The organism is Henriciella barbarensis, assembly GCF_003576345.1.
GTDB lineage: Bacteria > Pseudomonadota > Alphaproteobacteria > Caulobacterales > Hyphomonadaceae > Henriciella > Henriciella barbarensis.
The window spans coordinates 231,295-245,472 of record NZ_QWGB01000005.1 but is presented as its reverse complement, the minus strand read 5'-3'; the positions used below and the strand labels follow the sequence as shown (position 1 = coordinate 245,472).

At 60.0% G+C, this 14,178-nt stretch carries 12 protein-coding genes; 8 read left to right on the top strand and 4 right to left on the bottom strand.

What is annotated here, in order from left to right; all coding sequences use genetic code 11:
* Positions 1-49 precede the first annotated feature (49 nt).
* The 4 genes from D1224_RS03985 (at position 50) to D1224_RS03970 (ending at position 4,615) form a co-directional block, all read left to right on the top strand.
* Positions 50-1,264, top strand: coding sequence for an acyl-CoA dehydrogenase family protein (locus D1224_RS03985; RefSeq protein ID WP_119378622.1), 1,215 nt, complete (start codon positions 50-52; stop codon positions 1,262-1,264).
* A complete protein-coding gene (locus tag D1224_RS03980; RefSeq protein WP_119378621.1) occupies positions 1,264-1,614 on the top strand; it encodes a hypothetical protein in 351 nt (116 codons plus the stop codon). Before D1224_RS03985 ends, D1224_RS03980 begins: the two co-directional genes overlap by 1 nt.
* 7 nt (positions 1,615-1,621) lie before the next feature.
* Positions 1,622-2,758, top strand: a complete 1,137-nt coding sequence (locus D1224_RS03975; RefSeq protein WP_119378620.1) for an acyl-CoA dehydrogenase family protein — start codon at positions 1,622-1,624, stop codon at positions 2,756-2,758.
* Between the two features lie 297 nt (positions 2,759-3,055).
* Positions 3,056-4,615 (top strand): FMN-binding glutamate synthase family protein, encoded by a 1,560-nt coding sequence (locus D1224_RS03970; RefSeq protein WP_182482248.1) that lies wholly within the window; start codon positions 3,056-3,058, stop codon positions 4,613-4,615.
* A 3-nt stretch (positions 4,616-4,618) separates the two neighbouring features.
* On the opposite strand, the gene D1224_RS03965 is transcribed toward D1224_RS03970, so the two are convergent.
* Together D1224_RS03965 and D1224_RS16435 are read right to left on the bottom strand one after the other, a co-directional pair.
* Entirely contained in the window at positions 4,619-6,592 is a 1,974-nt protein-coding gene (locus D1224_RS03965; protein ID WP_119378618.1) for a transglycosylase domain-containing protein, read from the bottom strand.
* A 116-nt stretch (positions 6,593-6,708) separates the two neighbouring features.
* A complete protein-coding gene (locus D1224_RS16435; RefSeq protein WP_182482160.1) occupies positions 6,709-7,107 on the bottom strand; it encodes a thioredoxin domain-containing protein in 399 nt (132 codons plus the stop codon).
* Positions 7,108-7,243: 136 nt separating this feature from the next.
* Here D1224_RS16435 and D1224_RS03955 point away from each other — a divergent pair, with 136 nt between their 5' ends.
* Positions 7,244-8,692 carry an alanine/glycine:cation symporter family protein gene (locus D1224_RS03955; RefSeq protein WP_119378617.1) on the top strand — a complete coding sequence of 483 codons (1,449 nt, stop codon included), beginning with the start codon at positions 7,244-7,246 and terminating at the stop codon, positions 8,690-8,692.
* Positions 8,693-8,752: 60 nt separating this feature from the next.
* Here the strand turns inward: D1224_RS03955 and purB are convergent, their stop codons facing one another.
* Complete coding sequence (gene purB / locus D1224_RS03950; protein ID WP_119378616.1) at positions 8,753-10,045, bottom strand: adenylosuccinate lyase; 1,293 nt, start codon at positions 10,043-10,045, stop codon at positions 8,753-8,755.
* Positions 10,046-10,105: 60 nt separating this feature from the next.
* Entirely contained in the window at positions 10,106-11,056 is a 951-nt protein-coding gene (gene ispH, locus D1224_RS03945; RefSeq protein ID WP_119378615.1) for a 4-hydroxy-3-methylbut-2-enyl diphosphate reductase, read from the bottom strand.
* A gap of 111 nt (positions 11,057-11,167) precedes the next feature.
* Here ispH and D1224_RS03940 point away from each other — a divergent pair, with 111 nt between their 5' ends.
* The 3 genes from D1224_RS03940 to D1224_RS03930 all read left to right on the top strand — a co-directional run bounded on the left by D1224_RS03940 (position 11,168) and on the right by D1224_RS03930 (position 14,112).
* Complete coding sequence (locus D1224_RS03940; protein WP_233350387.1) at positions 11,168-11,731, top strand: hypothetical protein; 564 nt, start codon at positions 11,168-11,170, stop codon at positions 11,729-11,731.
* 24 nt (positions 11,732-11,755) lie between these two features.
* Positions 11,756-13,519 (top strand): arginine--tRNA ligase, encoded by a 1,764-nt coding sequence (gene argS, locus D1224_RS03935; RefSeq protein WP_119378614.1) that lies wholly within the window; start codon positions 11,756-11,758, stop codon positions 13,517-13,519.
* Positions 13,520-13,674: 155 nt separating this feature from the next.
* A complete protein-coding gene (locus tag D1224_RS03930; RefSeq protein ID WP_119378613.1) occupies positions 13,675-14,112 on the top strand; it encodes a hypothetical protein in 438 nt (145 codons plus the stop codon).
* Positions 14,113-14,178 lie beyond the last annotated feature (66 nt).

Below are 14,178 nucleotides of genomic sequence, written 5' to 3'. Positions count from 1 at the left end.
GGCTATGTCACTATCAGATACGACAGGATAGCTTGAGGGAGCCGAAACCATGCCATTTGATGCGCCATCCGATCCAGATGCCTTCCGCGAGAAAGTCCGCGGCTGGCTCGAAGAGAACTGCCCGGAATCCATGCGCACGCCAATGCCTGAAGACGAAGTCGTCTGGGGCGGTCGCCGTGAGAAGTTCAAGAACCCGGACTCCAAGGTCTGGCTTGAGCGTATGGCCAATGAAGGCTGGACGGCCCCGACCTGGCCAAAGGAATATGGCGGCGGCGGTCTTTCCCGTGAGCAAGCCAAGGTCCTTGAGCAGGAAATGGCACGTATTGGCGCTCGCACGCCGCTCTTTTCATTCGGTCTATGGATGTTCGGCCCAGCGCTGATCGAGTTTGGCAATGAAGAGCAAAAGAAACGCTTCCTGCCAGACATCGTTCACGGCAAGACGCGTTGGTGTCAGGGTTATTCTGAGCCGGGTGCCGGCTCTGACCTTGCAGGTCTGCAGACCAAGTGTGAGGACAAGGGCGACCATTATCTCATCAACGGCCAGAAGGTCTGGACCTCCTATGCGAATGAGGCCGATTGGATTTTCTGCCTCGTGCGCACCGACAATACGGTCAAGCATGAAGGCATCAGCTTCATCCTTTTCGACATGGAAAGCGAAGGCGTCGAAACGCGTCCGATCAAGTTGATCTCCGGCTCTTCGCCATTCTGCGAGACCTTCTTCTCTGATGTCAAAGTCCCGAAAGACCAGCTCGTCGGTGAAGTGAATGGCGGCTGGAAAATAGCCAAACGCCTGCTTCAGCACGAGCGCTCTTCGATTTCAGCAAGCGGCTTCGGGTCTGCCCGCGGCACTGGCATGTTGGAGCTTGAGGAGTATGCGAAGATCCATGTCGGCACAGACGGTAACGGCAAGCTGCTCGACGGCGACCTGCGCGGCCGCATCGCCGATCACCAGATGTACACCAAGGCCTTCAACCTGACTGTCCAGCGCAGCCAGCAGCAGGCCAAGGCGGGACAGGAAGTCGGTCATACCGCATCGATCATCAAATACGCGGCGGCGAAGATGAACCAGGACAAGCACGAGCTCATGATCGAAGCGCTCGGCACGGAGGGGCTTGGCTGGGAAGGCGAAGGCTTTGATCGCGGCGCCAAGATGGTGACCCGTGGCTGGCTGCGTTCGAAAGGCAACTCGATTGAGGGCGGCACGAGTGAGATCAACCTCAACGTGGTGTCAAAACGCGTGCTTGGCCTCCGGGACCACCAGTAATGCGTGACTTCTTCATCGCAGGCTTGATGCTGGCCGCCGCGCCAGTTGCTATCGCTGAACAGTCCAGTCAGGGCTGGTGCTTCGAGCACCCCAGCGAAGACGTGCGCGCAAATATTTTTGCGTCAACCGTCAGCGAGAATTCGGGCGCCGTGAAACTGATCTTCACGGACGCCGAGGAGAACCAGAACACTTTCAATCTGAGCGCTGTCGGCGTGAACGAGTACACGCTCGTAGGCGGCAGGGATGGCGACGGTGTCGTCTTCCGCGCCGATGGCCACTTGGAAATGTATGACTCGGAAGGCGAAAGCGGCTCCGCTGCGCCAAGCACCGAGCACGACTGTATAGGATAAGAGACCGATGACTTTCGTACTAACTGAAGACCAGGAAATGCTGCGCGACACCGCAGTAAACTTCACCCGTGACGAGCTGCCCGTGAAACACCTGCGCGCGCTTCGCGATGCTGGCAAGAATGGTGTTGATCCAGAGGCCCGTCAGAAGCTGGCAGAGCTTGGCTTTTTCGGGGTCCTGATCCCGGAGGAGTATGACGGCGTGGAGATGAGCATGACCGCTTTCGGTCAGGTCATGGAGGCCCAGGGCCGCACGCTTGCCTCGACGCCGCTTCTGCAGACCGCTTGCATTGGCGCCAGCGCCATCCTGCTGGGCGGGACAGAAGCCCAGAAGAAAGAGTGGCTGCCTAAGATCGCGGCCGGTGAGGTCACTACCGCGCTCGCCCTCGATGAAACCAGCCACCACAACCCGGCAGGCGTTGCCACCGAGGCAGAACGCGACGGGCAAGGTTACACGCTGAACGGCGCGAAAAAGTACGTTCAGGATGGTCACCATGCTGACGTGTTTATTGTCGTGGCGCGCACCTTTGGTGAGGCCGGCGACAGCCATGGTCTGACGCTTTTCCTCGTGCCGCGTGATGCAAAGGGCCTGACGGTTCAGGCGCTCAACACGGTCGACAGTCACGGCGCCGCGCATCTGACACTGGACGGCGTTCATGTTGATGATAGCCATGTGCTCGGCGCAGCTGACAAGGGCATGGACGTGCTCGAGCCGGTTCTCGATCGCGGTCGGATCGCGCTTGCGGCCGAAATGCTGGGTTCATCGCTCGCCGCCTTTGAGATGACGCATGAGTACATGCAGACCCGCAAACAGTTTGGTCAGCTGATTGGCTCATTCCAGGCGCTGCAGCACCGCGCCGCGAAGATGTTCACCGAGCTGGAACTGACCACGTCCTGCATTACGGCGGCTCTTTCTGCTGTAGATAGCCAGCGCAACGACATTGCTGAGCTTGCAAGCCTGGCGAAGGCTCGCGCAAGCGAGACCGTGCATCTGGTGTCGAATGAAACCGTACAGCTGCATGGCGGCATCGGCATGACTGACGACCATGATTCCGGCTTCTACATGAAACGGGCCCGCGTTCAGGAAGCCCTGCTCGGTTCAGCAAGCTTTCACCGCGACCGCTACGCAAAGCTCAACGGTTATTAGGGGCATCGTGCTAACCAGATAAGAAATGGACCGGAGCCATAAGGCTCCGGCCCATCATCCATGCACATGTGAATGGTCCGGATACGCGTGCATGGAATTACGTTCGATCTATAGTTCAGGAAACAAGATCGGCGTGGTGAGGTTCCCCATACAGCTGTATTCTGGCCGGTCTTCGCAGCTTGCAGGGGCAGGATCGCGGGAGATTGATCTCAAATCATGACGTGCTAGCTCCATGCGCGTCGCAGATGCAGGAGCGCCAGCGTGTATCGTTTTCTTCCCTTGATCGCTTCGCTTGCGATGCTGGCGCTTTTCAGCGCCATGATCCCGGTCAATGTGCTCTTCTGGGTTGGCGTTATCCTGATGGGCGGGCTTTCAGCGCTCGGCCTTTACGATTTTTTCCAGACCCGGCACACGCTGTGGCGCAATTTTCCGATTGTGGCGCGCATCCGCTGGATTGCTGAAGAGCTGCGCCCCTTCTTCCGTTCCTACATTGTGGAGAGCGACACCGAAGGCCGTCCGTTCAATCATGAAGAACGCGCCATGGTCTATCGCCGCGCGAAGGATGTCTCTTCGGTCGAGCCATTTGGTAGCCAGCTCGATATCGACTCTCCTCCCTATGAATGGCTCTCCCATTCCATTGCAGCACGTCATCCCAAAGGCGGTGACCCACGTGTAAAGGTTGGCGCGCCGGGCACCGCCAAACCCTATGAGGCGAGCGTTCTTAATATCTCTGCGATGAGTTTTGGTTCGCTCGGCTCGCATGCGATCGAAGCGCTTAATCGCGGCGCAGCGAAGGGCGGTTTCTATCACGATACCGGCGAAGGCGGCGTCTCGAAATACCACCGCGCTGGCGGCGGCGACCTCGTCTGGGAGCTTGGTTCAGGCTATTTCGGTTGCCGCGCAAGCGATGGAAGCTTCGACCCTGCCAAATTCGCCGACGTCGCCGCGAGCGATCAGGTCAAGATGATCGAGATCAAGCTCAGCCAGGGTGCAAAACCGGGGCATGGCGGCGTGCTTCCGGGCAACAAGGTCACCGCAGAAATCGCCGAGGCGCGCGGTATCCCAATTGGCGAGACCTGTTATTCGCCTGCCGCGCATACCGCTTTCTCGACGCCGAAGCAGATGATGGACTTCATCGCGCAGCTACGTGAGCTGTCGGGCGGCAAGCCTGTCGGGATCAAACTCTGCGTCGGCAATCGCTGGGAAGTGCTCGCCCTGTGCAAGGCGATGAGGCAGACGGGCATCATGCCTGATTTCGTCGTGGTCGACGGCGCAGAAGGTGGCACCGGCGCTGCGCCAGCAGAATTCATGGACCATATCGGTGCGCCACTGCGACAAGGCCTCGTGCTTGTTCGCAATGCACTGGTGGGTTGTGACCTCAAACAGCACGTCTGCATCGCGGCGAGCGGCAAGCAGATTTCGGCGTTTTCGATGGCGGCTTCGATGGCGCTCGGAGCCGACTGGATCAATACCGCGCGCGGCTTCATGTTCTCGCTGGGGTGTATCCAGTCGCTCAACTGCCACAACAATAGCTGCCCGACAGGCATCGCCACAACCGATGCCGGGCGCCAGCGCGGGCTCGTCATTCCTGACAAGGCCGAGCGCGTCCACAATTTTCACCGCAATACGATCAGGGCCCTGATGGAAGTGGTGGGCGCTGCCGGCTGCGAACATCCAGGAGAACTGACGCCGCGCCACATCATGCACAGGGTGACCCAGGACGTCGCGCAGCCCGCCCACCGCGCCTACAATCTGCTGGAGCCCGGCGTGCTGATCTCCGGCGCGGAGGACACACATCTCGCGCGTGAATGGGCCATGGCGCAGGCTGACAGTTTTGCGCCGCTGCAGATCGACTAGACGCTACTGCGTTGCCGAGAAGGCCGCGCCGACATCGCGGTAGAAAGCGATCCGCCGGCGCGTCTGGGGCGACAGCGTCACCAGCGAGCCCGCACCTGCCAACGGCTTGGGTTCGAGCTCATCGTGAGCGATCACCATCATGTCGTGCCAGAGCGTTGCCGGAAGGCCCCCGCCTGTGACACGGCTCATCGGTGTGTCGTCGTCATTACCGACCCAGACACCGCCGAGCCTTGCTGCCGAAAAACCGACAAACCACGCATCGCGCCAATCCTGACTGGTCCCGGTCTTGCCCGCCGTCTGCCAACCGTCGAGCTGGGCGCGTTTGCCGGTCCCATCGGTGATGACGCGTTCCATCATGGCCACCATGGTTTCAGCATCACGTTGGTTCATTACCCGCTGTGGATCATAGGCAGGACGCTCATAAAGAACATCGCCCCGCGAGTTTGAAATGCGCTCGATAATGTGGGGATCCACGCGCGTGCCACCAGTCATGAAGGCGCCATAGGCGCGCACCAGGTCGCGAAGGCTCATCCCCTGGCTGCCGAGTGCGATCGATGGAAAGGGCTGGAATTCACCGCTTACGCCCAACGATTTGATGAGAGAGATGATATTCTCCTCACCGATTTCCTGGCCAAGCTGCGCGGCGATTGTGTTGACTGAATCCTGAAGCGCTTCGGTCAGCGTCATCGGCCCGGCATAGTTGCGCGAATAGTTCTGCGGCGACCAGCCATCGATCGTGGTCGGCTGGTCGCGGCGCACATCGTAAGGCGTCAGCCCTTGCCGGATGGCGGCGGCGAACACGAATGGTTTGAAGGAAGACCCCGGCTGTCGGCGTGCCTGCGTGGCCCGGTTGAACTGGTTCTCGGTGTAATCGACCCCGCCATACATGGCGAGGATGCGGCCTTTTTCGTCCATGAGAATACCAGCGGCCTGGCCAGCATTCTGGCTGGCGCCTTCTTCCTCCATGCGCTTGTCGAAGGCGTCATTGATCCGGGCCTGAAGGCTGGCATCAATGGTAAGCGTTACGACAAGGTCGCCCGGAAGGCTGGGCAGGATCTCATTGACCCGTTCCGTAGCGGTGTCGAGGGCATAGCCAAACTGCGGGTCGCGGGCGGGCGGCTCTGCTAGTTCCACCTCTTCGCTACCAGCACGGGCCGCTTGCGATTCTGTCAGGAAGCCACCGGCCACCATTTCACGCAGGACATAGCCCTGACGCTGTTTTGCGTCCGGCATGTTGTTTGTCAGGGCGAGACGCGACGGGGCCTGTGGCAGCGTGGCGAGCAGCGATGCTTCGCCGACGGTCAGGTCTTCAGGTGCCTTGCCGAAATAGAACCTGGAGGCGGCACCAAGGCCGTAGAAGCCAGCACCGAAATAGATACGGTTGAGATAAAGCTCGAGGATCTCATCCTTGGACAGACGCTCTTCGAGTTCGCGGGCGAGGCGTACTTCCTGCGCCTTCCTGCGAAGCGTCTGTTCCGGGGTCAGGACGAGGTTCTTGATCAGCTGTTGGGTAATCGTGGACGCGCCGGACACGGTTTCGCCAGAGGTGAAGTTTGCCCAGGCCGCCCGGATGATGGCCTGCGTATCGGCGCCATTATGTTCGTAAAAACGTTTGTCTTCGGCCGCGATGAAGGCTTGTGCAACGTGCGGCGGCAACTCCTCGACGCGTACGGCACGGCCATAGCGGGGGCCGCGAATGGCGATCGTGTCGCCGTCGCGGTCAACAAACTCGATGGCCTGTTCGCGTCCCTTTGCCCAGAGCTGTTCTGTTGTGGGTAGGCTTGGTATCCCGCGATAGAGGCTCTGTACATAGATCCAGCCCGCCAGCAGGGTGATGACCATAAGGGCGAAGGCGATCACCAGACCCCATGTCAGGATCGGGCGGCCTGCAAGAAAGCCGCGTCCGGAACTGCGCTCGCGACCGTCATAGGTCGGCGGGCGATCCCCTGGCGATCCGAAGTTCGATTTGCCGGCCAAGTAGGTCCTTCCCTCGAAGTAGCGGGCGAGATTGCCAGCGCATCATGGCTTTAAATTAGGCAGGGTGAAGGCGGAATGAATGTCAGAAATGCGGACACCCGCAATACGTTGCAAAATCAGCGCAGCGGCGCGGGGCAGTCTGCGCCATCAGGCCGCCGGCGGCCGGGGGCGGCGCGCGTGGCCAGCACCTCCGCAAGCGCGAGCCGGTTCTCGATCATCTCGACGCTGTGACGCTTGTCGACACAGCTAATTGGTTCGCCCGTGTCAGACGCGATCATGATCGCCATACCTGTGTAGCCACCATACCAGTCCCAGATATAATCGGCTTTATGAAATCGAAGCAGGGCCTTCGACGCATCAATCGTGGCCTGGCGGCTGTCGGCCCCGGACCGGAGATGCGTCAGGTCAATCGTGACCAGTTCCACTTGCTCGCCGGTGACACTTTCCAGGGCACGGCTGAGCTTTGGTTCAAAGACACGGCAGGACACGCACCAGTCGGCTGTCAGATTGACCACTTTGACAGGGGCCTGCCCGGCACTTGTGCAGACCGGGATGAACAAAAACGCAGCGATAAATTTCGCTGGGCTGGCCATTTGTAACAAGCGACGCAGCTGTCTATGACGAGACTGTAATAACGATAACAGGGCGAGCATGCTGGATTTTCTGAACGACCTCATCAATGGCAAGATTCTCATTGCCGTTCTCATTCCACTGGGTCTCATTTTTACCATCTGGTCCAGAGGGGTACAGTTCAGGCTTTTCGGGTCCATGTTTTCCGTCCTTGGACAAGGCTTCCAGCACGAAACGGACCAACCGTCATCCTTTCAGGCTCTGGCATTGTCAGTCGCAGGCCGTGTCGGCGGCGGTAATATCGCCGGTGTGGCCGCTGCGCTTGCGCTAGGCGGACCGGGCGCCATCTTCTGGATGTGGATTGTCGGCCTTGTTGGCATGGCGACCAGCTATTTCGAATGTACGCTCGCGCAGGTCTACAAGCAGAAAGAACCGAATGGCGATTTCCGGGGTGGGCCGGCCTATTACATCAAACACGGTCTCAGCAAAAAGCTTGGCAAGGCGGGCCCTGTTCTCGGCTTTGTCTATTCGCTGCTTCTGCTCGTCACTTTCGGCTTTGCGTTCATCTGCTTCCAGAGTTTCGCAACCACAAGCTCGATTGATTCAGCTTTCGGCGCGCCGCGTCTCTGGTCGGGTATCGGTCTTGGCGTCGTGGTCAGTCTTGTGATCTTTGGCGGCGTGCGCCGGATCGCCAGCGTTGCCGAAATCATTGTGCCGGTCATGGCTGTCTTCTATGCGCTGATCGGCCTTTATGTGTTGCTGACGCACATTCCGCAGATCCCGGGCGCGCTCTCAACCATCGTGGTGAGCGCCTTTGGCTTCAATGAAGCGGTTGCGGGCGGCATTGGCGGGGCAATCATGATGGGTGTCAATCGTGGGCTTTTCTCTAATGAAGCCGGCCTCGGTTCTGCACCAAATGTGGCCGCGGCGGCTTATGTCGAACACCCCGCCCAGCAAGGCATGGTCCAGTCGCTCTCCGTCTTCATCGACACGATCATCATGTGCACGGTGACGGCGCTGATCATCATCCTTTCCGCCCAGTCTTATATCGGTGTGGATGACGATGTTCAGGGCGTGCTGACCCAGCTCGCGCTCGCTGATCACGTTGGCGGTTGGGCAGAGTATTTCATCGCCTTCGCGCTGTTTCTCTTCGCCTTCTCGTCGATCATGTACTCCTACTATCTCGGTGAGAACGCGGTCGACTATTACATCCCGGACAACATGATCGCGGTCTATGTCTACCGCTTCATGGTAATCGGCTTTGTGCTGCTTGGTTCGACGATCCAGCTTGCCGACGTTCTGAGCTTCAGCGACGTTACCATGGGCCTTCTGGCGATGGTGAACCTGTTCGCGGTCGCTCTGCTCTTCCCGATCGGCTTGCGGATCATGAGAGACTTTGACGCTCAGCGGAAAGCCGGTGTGAAAGTGCCGATCTTCGATCCGGACAAGTTTAGCGATCTCAATATCGACAAGTCGGCCTGGCAGCTGACCGAGCGCCCCGGCGGGCCCGCGGATACAGAACAAACGTAAGCCAAAAAAAGCCCTCATCATCCGATGAGGGCTTTTTGTCTGTTGCGTGAAGCTAGCGGCCTAGTTGAACACCCGGTCGAAGATCAGGTCGACGCGCTTGAAGTGGTAGTCGAGATCGAACAGCGCTTCGAGCTCAGCATCGCTCAGCTTCGAAGAGACCTCTTCGTCGGCTTTCAGAAAGTCGAGGAACGCCCCTTCACCGGCCCAGGTGCGCATCGCATTGCGCTGGACGAGACGGTAGGAATCCTCACGGCTGACACCGGCCTCGACCAAGGCGAGCAGCACGCGTTGTGAATTGTGAAGGCCGCCGAGACGCATCATGTTGGACATCATGCGGTCTGGGTAGATCAACAGGTTCTCGACAACGCCGGCAAGGCGGTGCAGCGCGAAATCCATATGGATCGTCGCATCCGGGCCAATGCCGCGCTCGACCGACGAGTGGGAAATATCACGCTCATGCCAGAGGGCGACGTTTTCGAGAGCAGGCGTCACCGCAGAGCGGATCAGGCGGGCGAGGCCCGTCAGGTTTTCTGTTAGCACCGGGTTGCGCTTGTGCGGCATGGCGCTCGAACCTTTCTGGCCCTTGGAGAAGAACTCCTCGGCTTCCAGGACTTCAGTGCGCTGCAGGTGGCGGATCTCGGTCGCAAGACGCTCTACCGATGAGGCGATCACGCCAAGCGTGGCGAAGAACACGGCATGGCGGTCGCGCGGAATGACCTGCGTCGAGACAGGCTCTGCGGCGAGGCCGAGCTTCTCTGCGACATGTTCCTCGACGCGCGGGTCGATATTGGCGAACGTGCCGACAGCGCCGGAAATGGCGCAGGTCGCGACTTCCTTGCGCGCGGCGACGAGGCGCTCCCGGCCACGCGCGAACTCTGCATAGAAGGTGGCGAGCGTGACGCCGAACGTTGTTGGCTCCGCGTGGATGCCGTGGCTGCGGCCAATCTTCGGTGTGTACTTGTGCTCTTCGGCGCGCTTTTTCAGCGCCGCCAGAACCCGGTCCATGCCGGTCAGTAGCAGGTCAGATGCGCGTACCAGCTGCACATTGAGACAGGTGTCGAGCACGTCGGATGATGTCATGCCCTTGTGAAGGAAACGCGCCGGTTCGCCGACATGTTCGGCGACATTGGTCAGGAAAGCGATGACGTCGTGCTTTACCTCTGCTTCGATCTCGTCGATGCGGGCGACTTCGAAGTTTGCCTTGTCGCGAACAGCTTTTGAGGTGCCTGCCGGGATCTGGCCCAGCTCTTCCATGGCTTCGGCGGCGAGTGTCTCGATCTCCAGCCAGATGCCGTACTTGCTTTCAGGCGACCAGATCGCGGTCATCTCGGGGCGGGCATAGCGTTCAATCATTTGGGGCCTCTCTCGCGCTTATGGCGCGGGTTCTACGCGCGCGGGCGAGAGTCGCAAGCCCTAGACTTCGGCGGCCAGCACGCGCGGGAGTTTGAAGGTCACTGTCTCTTTCGCTGTCGTGACGTGCTCGACCTCGATATCGAAGCGGGCGCGGCAGGCGGCGATGAGGCCCTGGACGAGGTCCTCTGGCGCCGACGCGCCCGCCGTCAGGCCAAGTGTTCCGACGCCTCCAAACCAGTCCCAGTCAACATCGGCTGCGCTGGCCACAAGGCGCGAATCCTTCGCCCCGGCCCGCAGGGCAACCTCAACGAGCCGCTTGGAGTTTGAGGAGGTCTCAGCGCCGATAACGAGGAAGAGGTCACATCCTTTTGCCATTGCCTTCACTGCTTCCTGACGGTTGGTCGTGGCATAGCAGATGTCTTCCTTGTGGGGGGTCGCGATGCCCGGGAAGCGGTCCTGCAGAATGGCGACAATGCTGGCCGTGTCATCGACCGACAGGGTCGTCTGGGTGACAAAGGCGGTGTTGGCAGGGTCTTTGGGCTCAAACGTCTGCGCGTCTTCTTCTGTTTCGATCAGGCTGATGGCGCCGTCTGGAAGCTGTCCCATCGTGCCGATGACTTCGGGGTGTCCCGCATGGCCGATCAGCACGATTTCCTTGCCAGCCCTGTGGTGACGTTCGGCCTCGACGTGAACCTTGGAGACCAGCGGGCATGTTGCATCGACATACACCATGTTGCGCCGCTCTGCCTCGGCCGGCACGGCCTTGGGCACGCCATGCGCTGAAAATACGACCGGACGGTCGGGCGGGCATTCATCCAGTTCTTCGACAAAGACAGCGCCGAGCGATTCGAGCCGCGAGACGACATGCTGATTGTGCACGATTTCATGGCGCACATAGACAGGCGCGCCCCATTTGCCGAGAGCTTCCTCGACAATCTGGATGGCCCTGTCGACGCCTGCACAGAAGCCGCGCGGGGCGGCGAGTCTGATCTGCAGTTTTTGGCGGTCCATATAAATCCTCCTGCACACGACGCAGATGGGGCGTTGCGCCATTTGCTGGTGCCCGGTAACACTGCATCACTTACATGGACAGCCTCGCCCGCGAGGCCAAGACCACAAGGCATGATTATGCGCGTTCTAGCTGTACTTGCTGCCGGACTTATGCTCGCGGCTTGCGGAAGCAACCCTCTCACGCGGGCGCTGGATTCGCGTCAGAATGCGGGCCCGTGCCCGCCTGTCGCCGCGCTTTATGATGCCTCGCGCATTGTTGAGTTTTCCGGGGACACCAACTCCTTCCACGAAATCACCTATACGGGTGAAATCACCGGCGTCGATCTCGTCTGCCGCTATCTGGACGACCAGCCGATGCGCGCAGAGGTCGAGATCGACTTTGCTTTCGGCAAGGGCCCGCAGGCGGACTCGAACCGCCATACCTATCGTTACTGGGTCGCGGTGACGCGCCGCAGCTCCAAGGTTCTGGCCAAGCAATACTTCACGGTCGACGCAAACTTCGCCGGAAACACGATCGACGGCCGCCGCGAAGTCGTTCAGGACATTCTGGTGCCGCGCGCTGATGAAACCATCTCGGGCTCGAACTTTGAGGTCATCGTTGGCTTCGACCTCACTGATGAGCAGCTCGCCTTCAACCGTGAAGGCCGCCGCTTCCGCCTCGACGCCGGCAGCTGACACTAAATTTTTCCGGAAACGGCCATGATGGATCTCGTTACGCACCTGTCGAAGGTTTTCGAACAGGCATTTGAAGCTGAGGGCTTTGAAAGCCGCTGGGGCGCTGTGCGCCGTTCGGACCGGCCAGAGCTTGCCGACTTCCAGTGCAATGGCTGCATGGGCGCTGCAAAATCGAGGGGACTCGTGCCGCGCGATCTGGCCGCGACCATTGCCGGGAAAGTGCAAGTTGACGATGCGATTGAGCGCGTCGATGTTGCAGGTCCCGGCTTCCTGAACATCAAGGTAACCTCCGCTGCCCTGTCCAGGCAGGCCGAAGCGGTCCGCGCCGACGACAAGGCGGGCGGCGGCGCCGTTGCGTCTCCTGAGAAGGTCATCTTCGATTTTGGCGGCCCTAACGTGGCAAAGCCGATGCATGTCGGCCATCTACGCTCTGCGGTCATCGGTGACACACTCTGCCGCCTTTTCCGTTTCCTGGGCGACGATGTGACAGGTGATGCGCATCTTGGCGACTGGGGCCTCCAGATGGGCCACCTCATTACAGAGCTGCTCGCCGAACAGCCCGATCTCATCTATTTCCGCCCTGACTTTTCCGGACCCTATCCCGAAGAGCCGCCGGTCACGATTGAGGATCTTGGCCGCCTCTATCCGCAGGCCTCGGCCAAGGCGAAGGCTGATCCTCTCCGCAATGAGGCGAGCCAGCTCGCCGTGGCAGAGATGCAGGCAGGCCACCCCGGCTACCGTGCCCTGCTGCGCCACTTCATCAATGTCTCTGTCGAGGCGCTGAAGATCGATTACGCATTCCTTGGGGTCGAGTTCGATCTCTGGAAAGGCGAGAGCGATGTCGACCAGCTCATTCCGGGTATGGTTGAGGACCTTAAGGAGAAGGGACTCGCCAAGATGGATGACGGGGCATGGATCATCGACGTCGCTCGCGAGAGCGACAAGAAAGAGATGCCGCCCTTCATGGTCATCAATTCGCGCGGCGGCACTGGCTATCACGCGACCGACCTTGCGACAGTCGTTGACCGGGTTGAGACCCTGCATCCGGACCGGATGCTCTATGTCGTCGACCAGCGCCAGGCACTCCACTTCGAACAGGTCTTCCGCGCCGCCGACCTGGCAGGGCTCATGGATGAAGACCGGATGGAGCATATCGGCTTCGGCACGGTGAACGGCACGGACGGCAAGCCATTCAAGACACGCGAGGGCGGCGTGCTTCGCCTCGCAGATCTCAACCGCATGGCGCTGGAAGAGGCTGAAAAGCGGATTGGTGAGGCAGGCCTTTCGGGTGACATAGGGGAAGACGAACGCGCAAGGATCGCGGCGCTCGTTGCCCGCGCTGCGCTGCGCTTTGCCGACCTGCAGAATGTGCGCACGACCAATTATGTCTTCGACCTTGAGCGGTTTACCAGCTTCGAAGGCAAGACAGGCCCATACCTTCTCTATGCGACCGTGCGCATCAAATCGCTGCTTCGCCGGGCGAAAGATGCCGGCCACGCGCCAGGTGAAATCCGCATTGAGAGCGATACCGAACGCGCACTGGTACTTGCGCTCGACGGGTTTGCGAATGCGCTTGAGCAATCTCATGCTAAACGCCAGCCGCACATTCTGTGTGAGCATGTCTATTCGCTCGCGCAGGCGTTTAGTGCCCTTTACGCTGCGCATCCGATTGCGAACGAAAACGATGCGGACCTCAGGGCCTCACGCCTTGGGCTATGCGAAGCCGTGCTCAAGCAGCTTGAGGCCGGGCTTTCCATTCTCGGCATCGAAGCGCCCGAGCGCATGTAGCGCGGGTTAATGAAAGCGAACGCTTCATTAACGGTCCCGATCTGATTTTTCTGCAAATCGCCTGATCGAGCCGTCGTAGGCGCGGCCTCGGTAACCTTCGCGCAAGGCCTCTTTCCTATTCTGGCTGTGGAAAGCGGCGCCTGAAGGAGAGCCTTATGCTTAAAGATCTAATCTCGGTAGCAGCGATCGAATCTGGGCTCGAAGAGCCAAATGCGCGCCATGCGGTCGGTATTGTCTTTAACGCGGCGCAGCGACAGGGCGGCGACCTCATCGAGCGGATCTTCGCCCAGGTGCCGGGTGCGCGGACGCTTTCGGCTTCCACGGCAAAGCTTGAAGGCACCCCAATTGGGGCGATTGCGCAGCTGATCGAGCAAACCCCGGGTGGACGTCAGCACGTCACATTCGACATGTTCCTTCGCCTGCAGCGCGCAGGACTTGGCCATTCAGAGATTGCGTCTCTCATGAGCACGATCAGTCGCGTCCTTGGGGCGCGCTTCTCGCTTGGAGAGACGGCGCTTATTGCGGCCCTCTTTGAGGGCAGCACGCCCGCGATCCCCGCAGACGACCATGGCCGCAGCAGCGCGGTTGCCTGACCGCACACTGATGAACTCATGACTGGGAGCGGCACTGGCGCTGCGAGAGGGCTTCCCAATCGCAGG

What these genes read in the sequence shown, in the direction of transcription:
- D1224_RS03985 (WP_119378622.1), top strand. Translation starts at nt 50, where the DNA reads ATGCCATTTGATGCGCCATCCGATCCAGATGCCTTCCGCGAGAAAGTC.
- D1224_RS03980 (WP_119378621.1), top strand. Translation starts at nt 1,264, where the DNA reads ATGCGTGACTTCTTCATCGCAGGCTTGATGCTGGCCGCCGCGCCAGTT.
- D1224_RS03975 (WP_119378620.1), top strand. Translation starts at nt 1,622, where the DNA reads ATGACTTTCGTACTAACTGAAGACCAGGAAATGCTGCGCGACACCGCA.
- D1224_RS03970 (WP_182482248.1), top strand. Translation starts at nt 3,056, where the DNA reads ATGCTGGCGCTTTTCAGCGCCATGATCCCGGTCAATGTGCTCTTCTGG.
- D1224_RS03955 (WP_119378617.1), top strand. Translation starts at nt 7,244, where the DNA reads ATGCTGGATTTTCTGAACGACCTCATCAATGGCAAGATTCTCATTGCC.
- purB (WP_119378616.1), bottom strand. Translation starts at nt 10,045, where the DNA reads ATGATTGAACGCTATGCCCGCCCCGAGATGACCGCGATCTGGTCGCCT.
- ispH (WP_119378615.1), bottom strand. Translation starts at nt 11,056, where the DNA reads ATGGACCGCCAAAAACTGCAGATCAGACTCGCCGCCCCGCGCGGCTTC.
- D1224_RS03940 (WP_233350387.1), top strand. Translation starts at nt 11,168, where the DNA reads ATGATTATGCGCGTTCTAGCTGTACTTGCTGCCGGACTTATGCTCGCG.
- argS (WP_119378614.1), top strand. Translation starts at nt 11,756, where the DNA reads ATGATGGATCTCGTTACGCACCTGTCGAAGGTTTTCGAACAGGCATTT.
- D1224_RS03930 (WP_119378613.1), top strand. Translation starts at nt 13,675, where the DNA reads ATGCTTAAAGATCTAATCTCGGTAGCAGCGATCGAATCTGGGCTCGAA.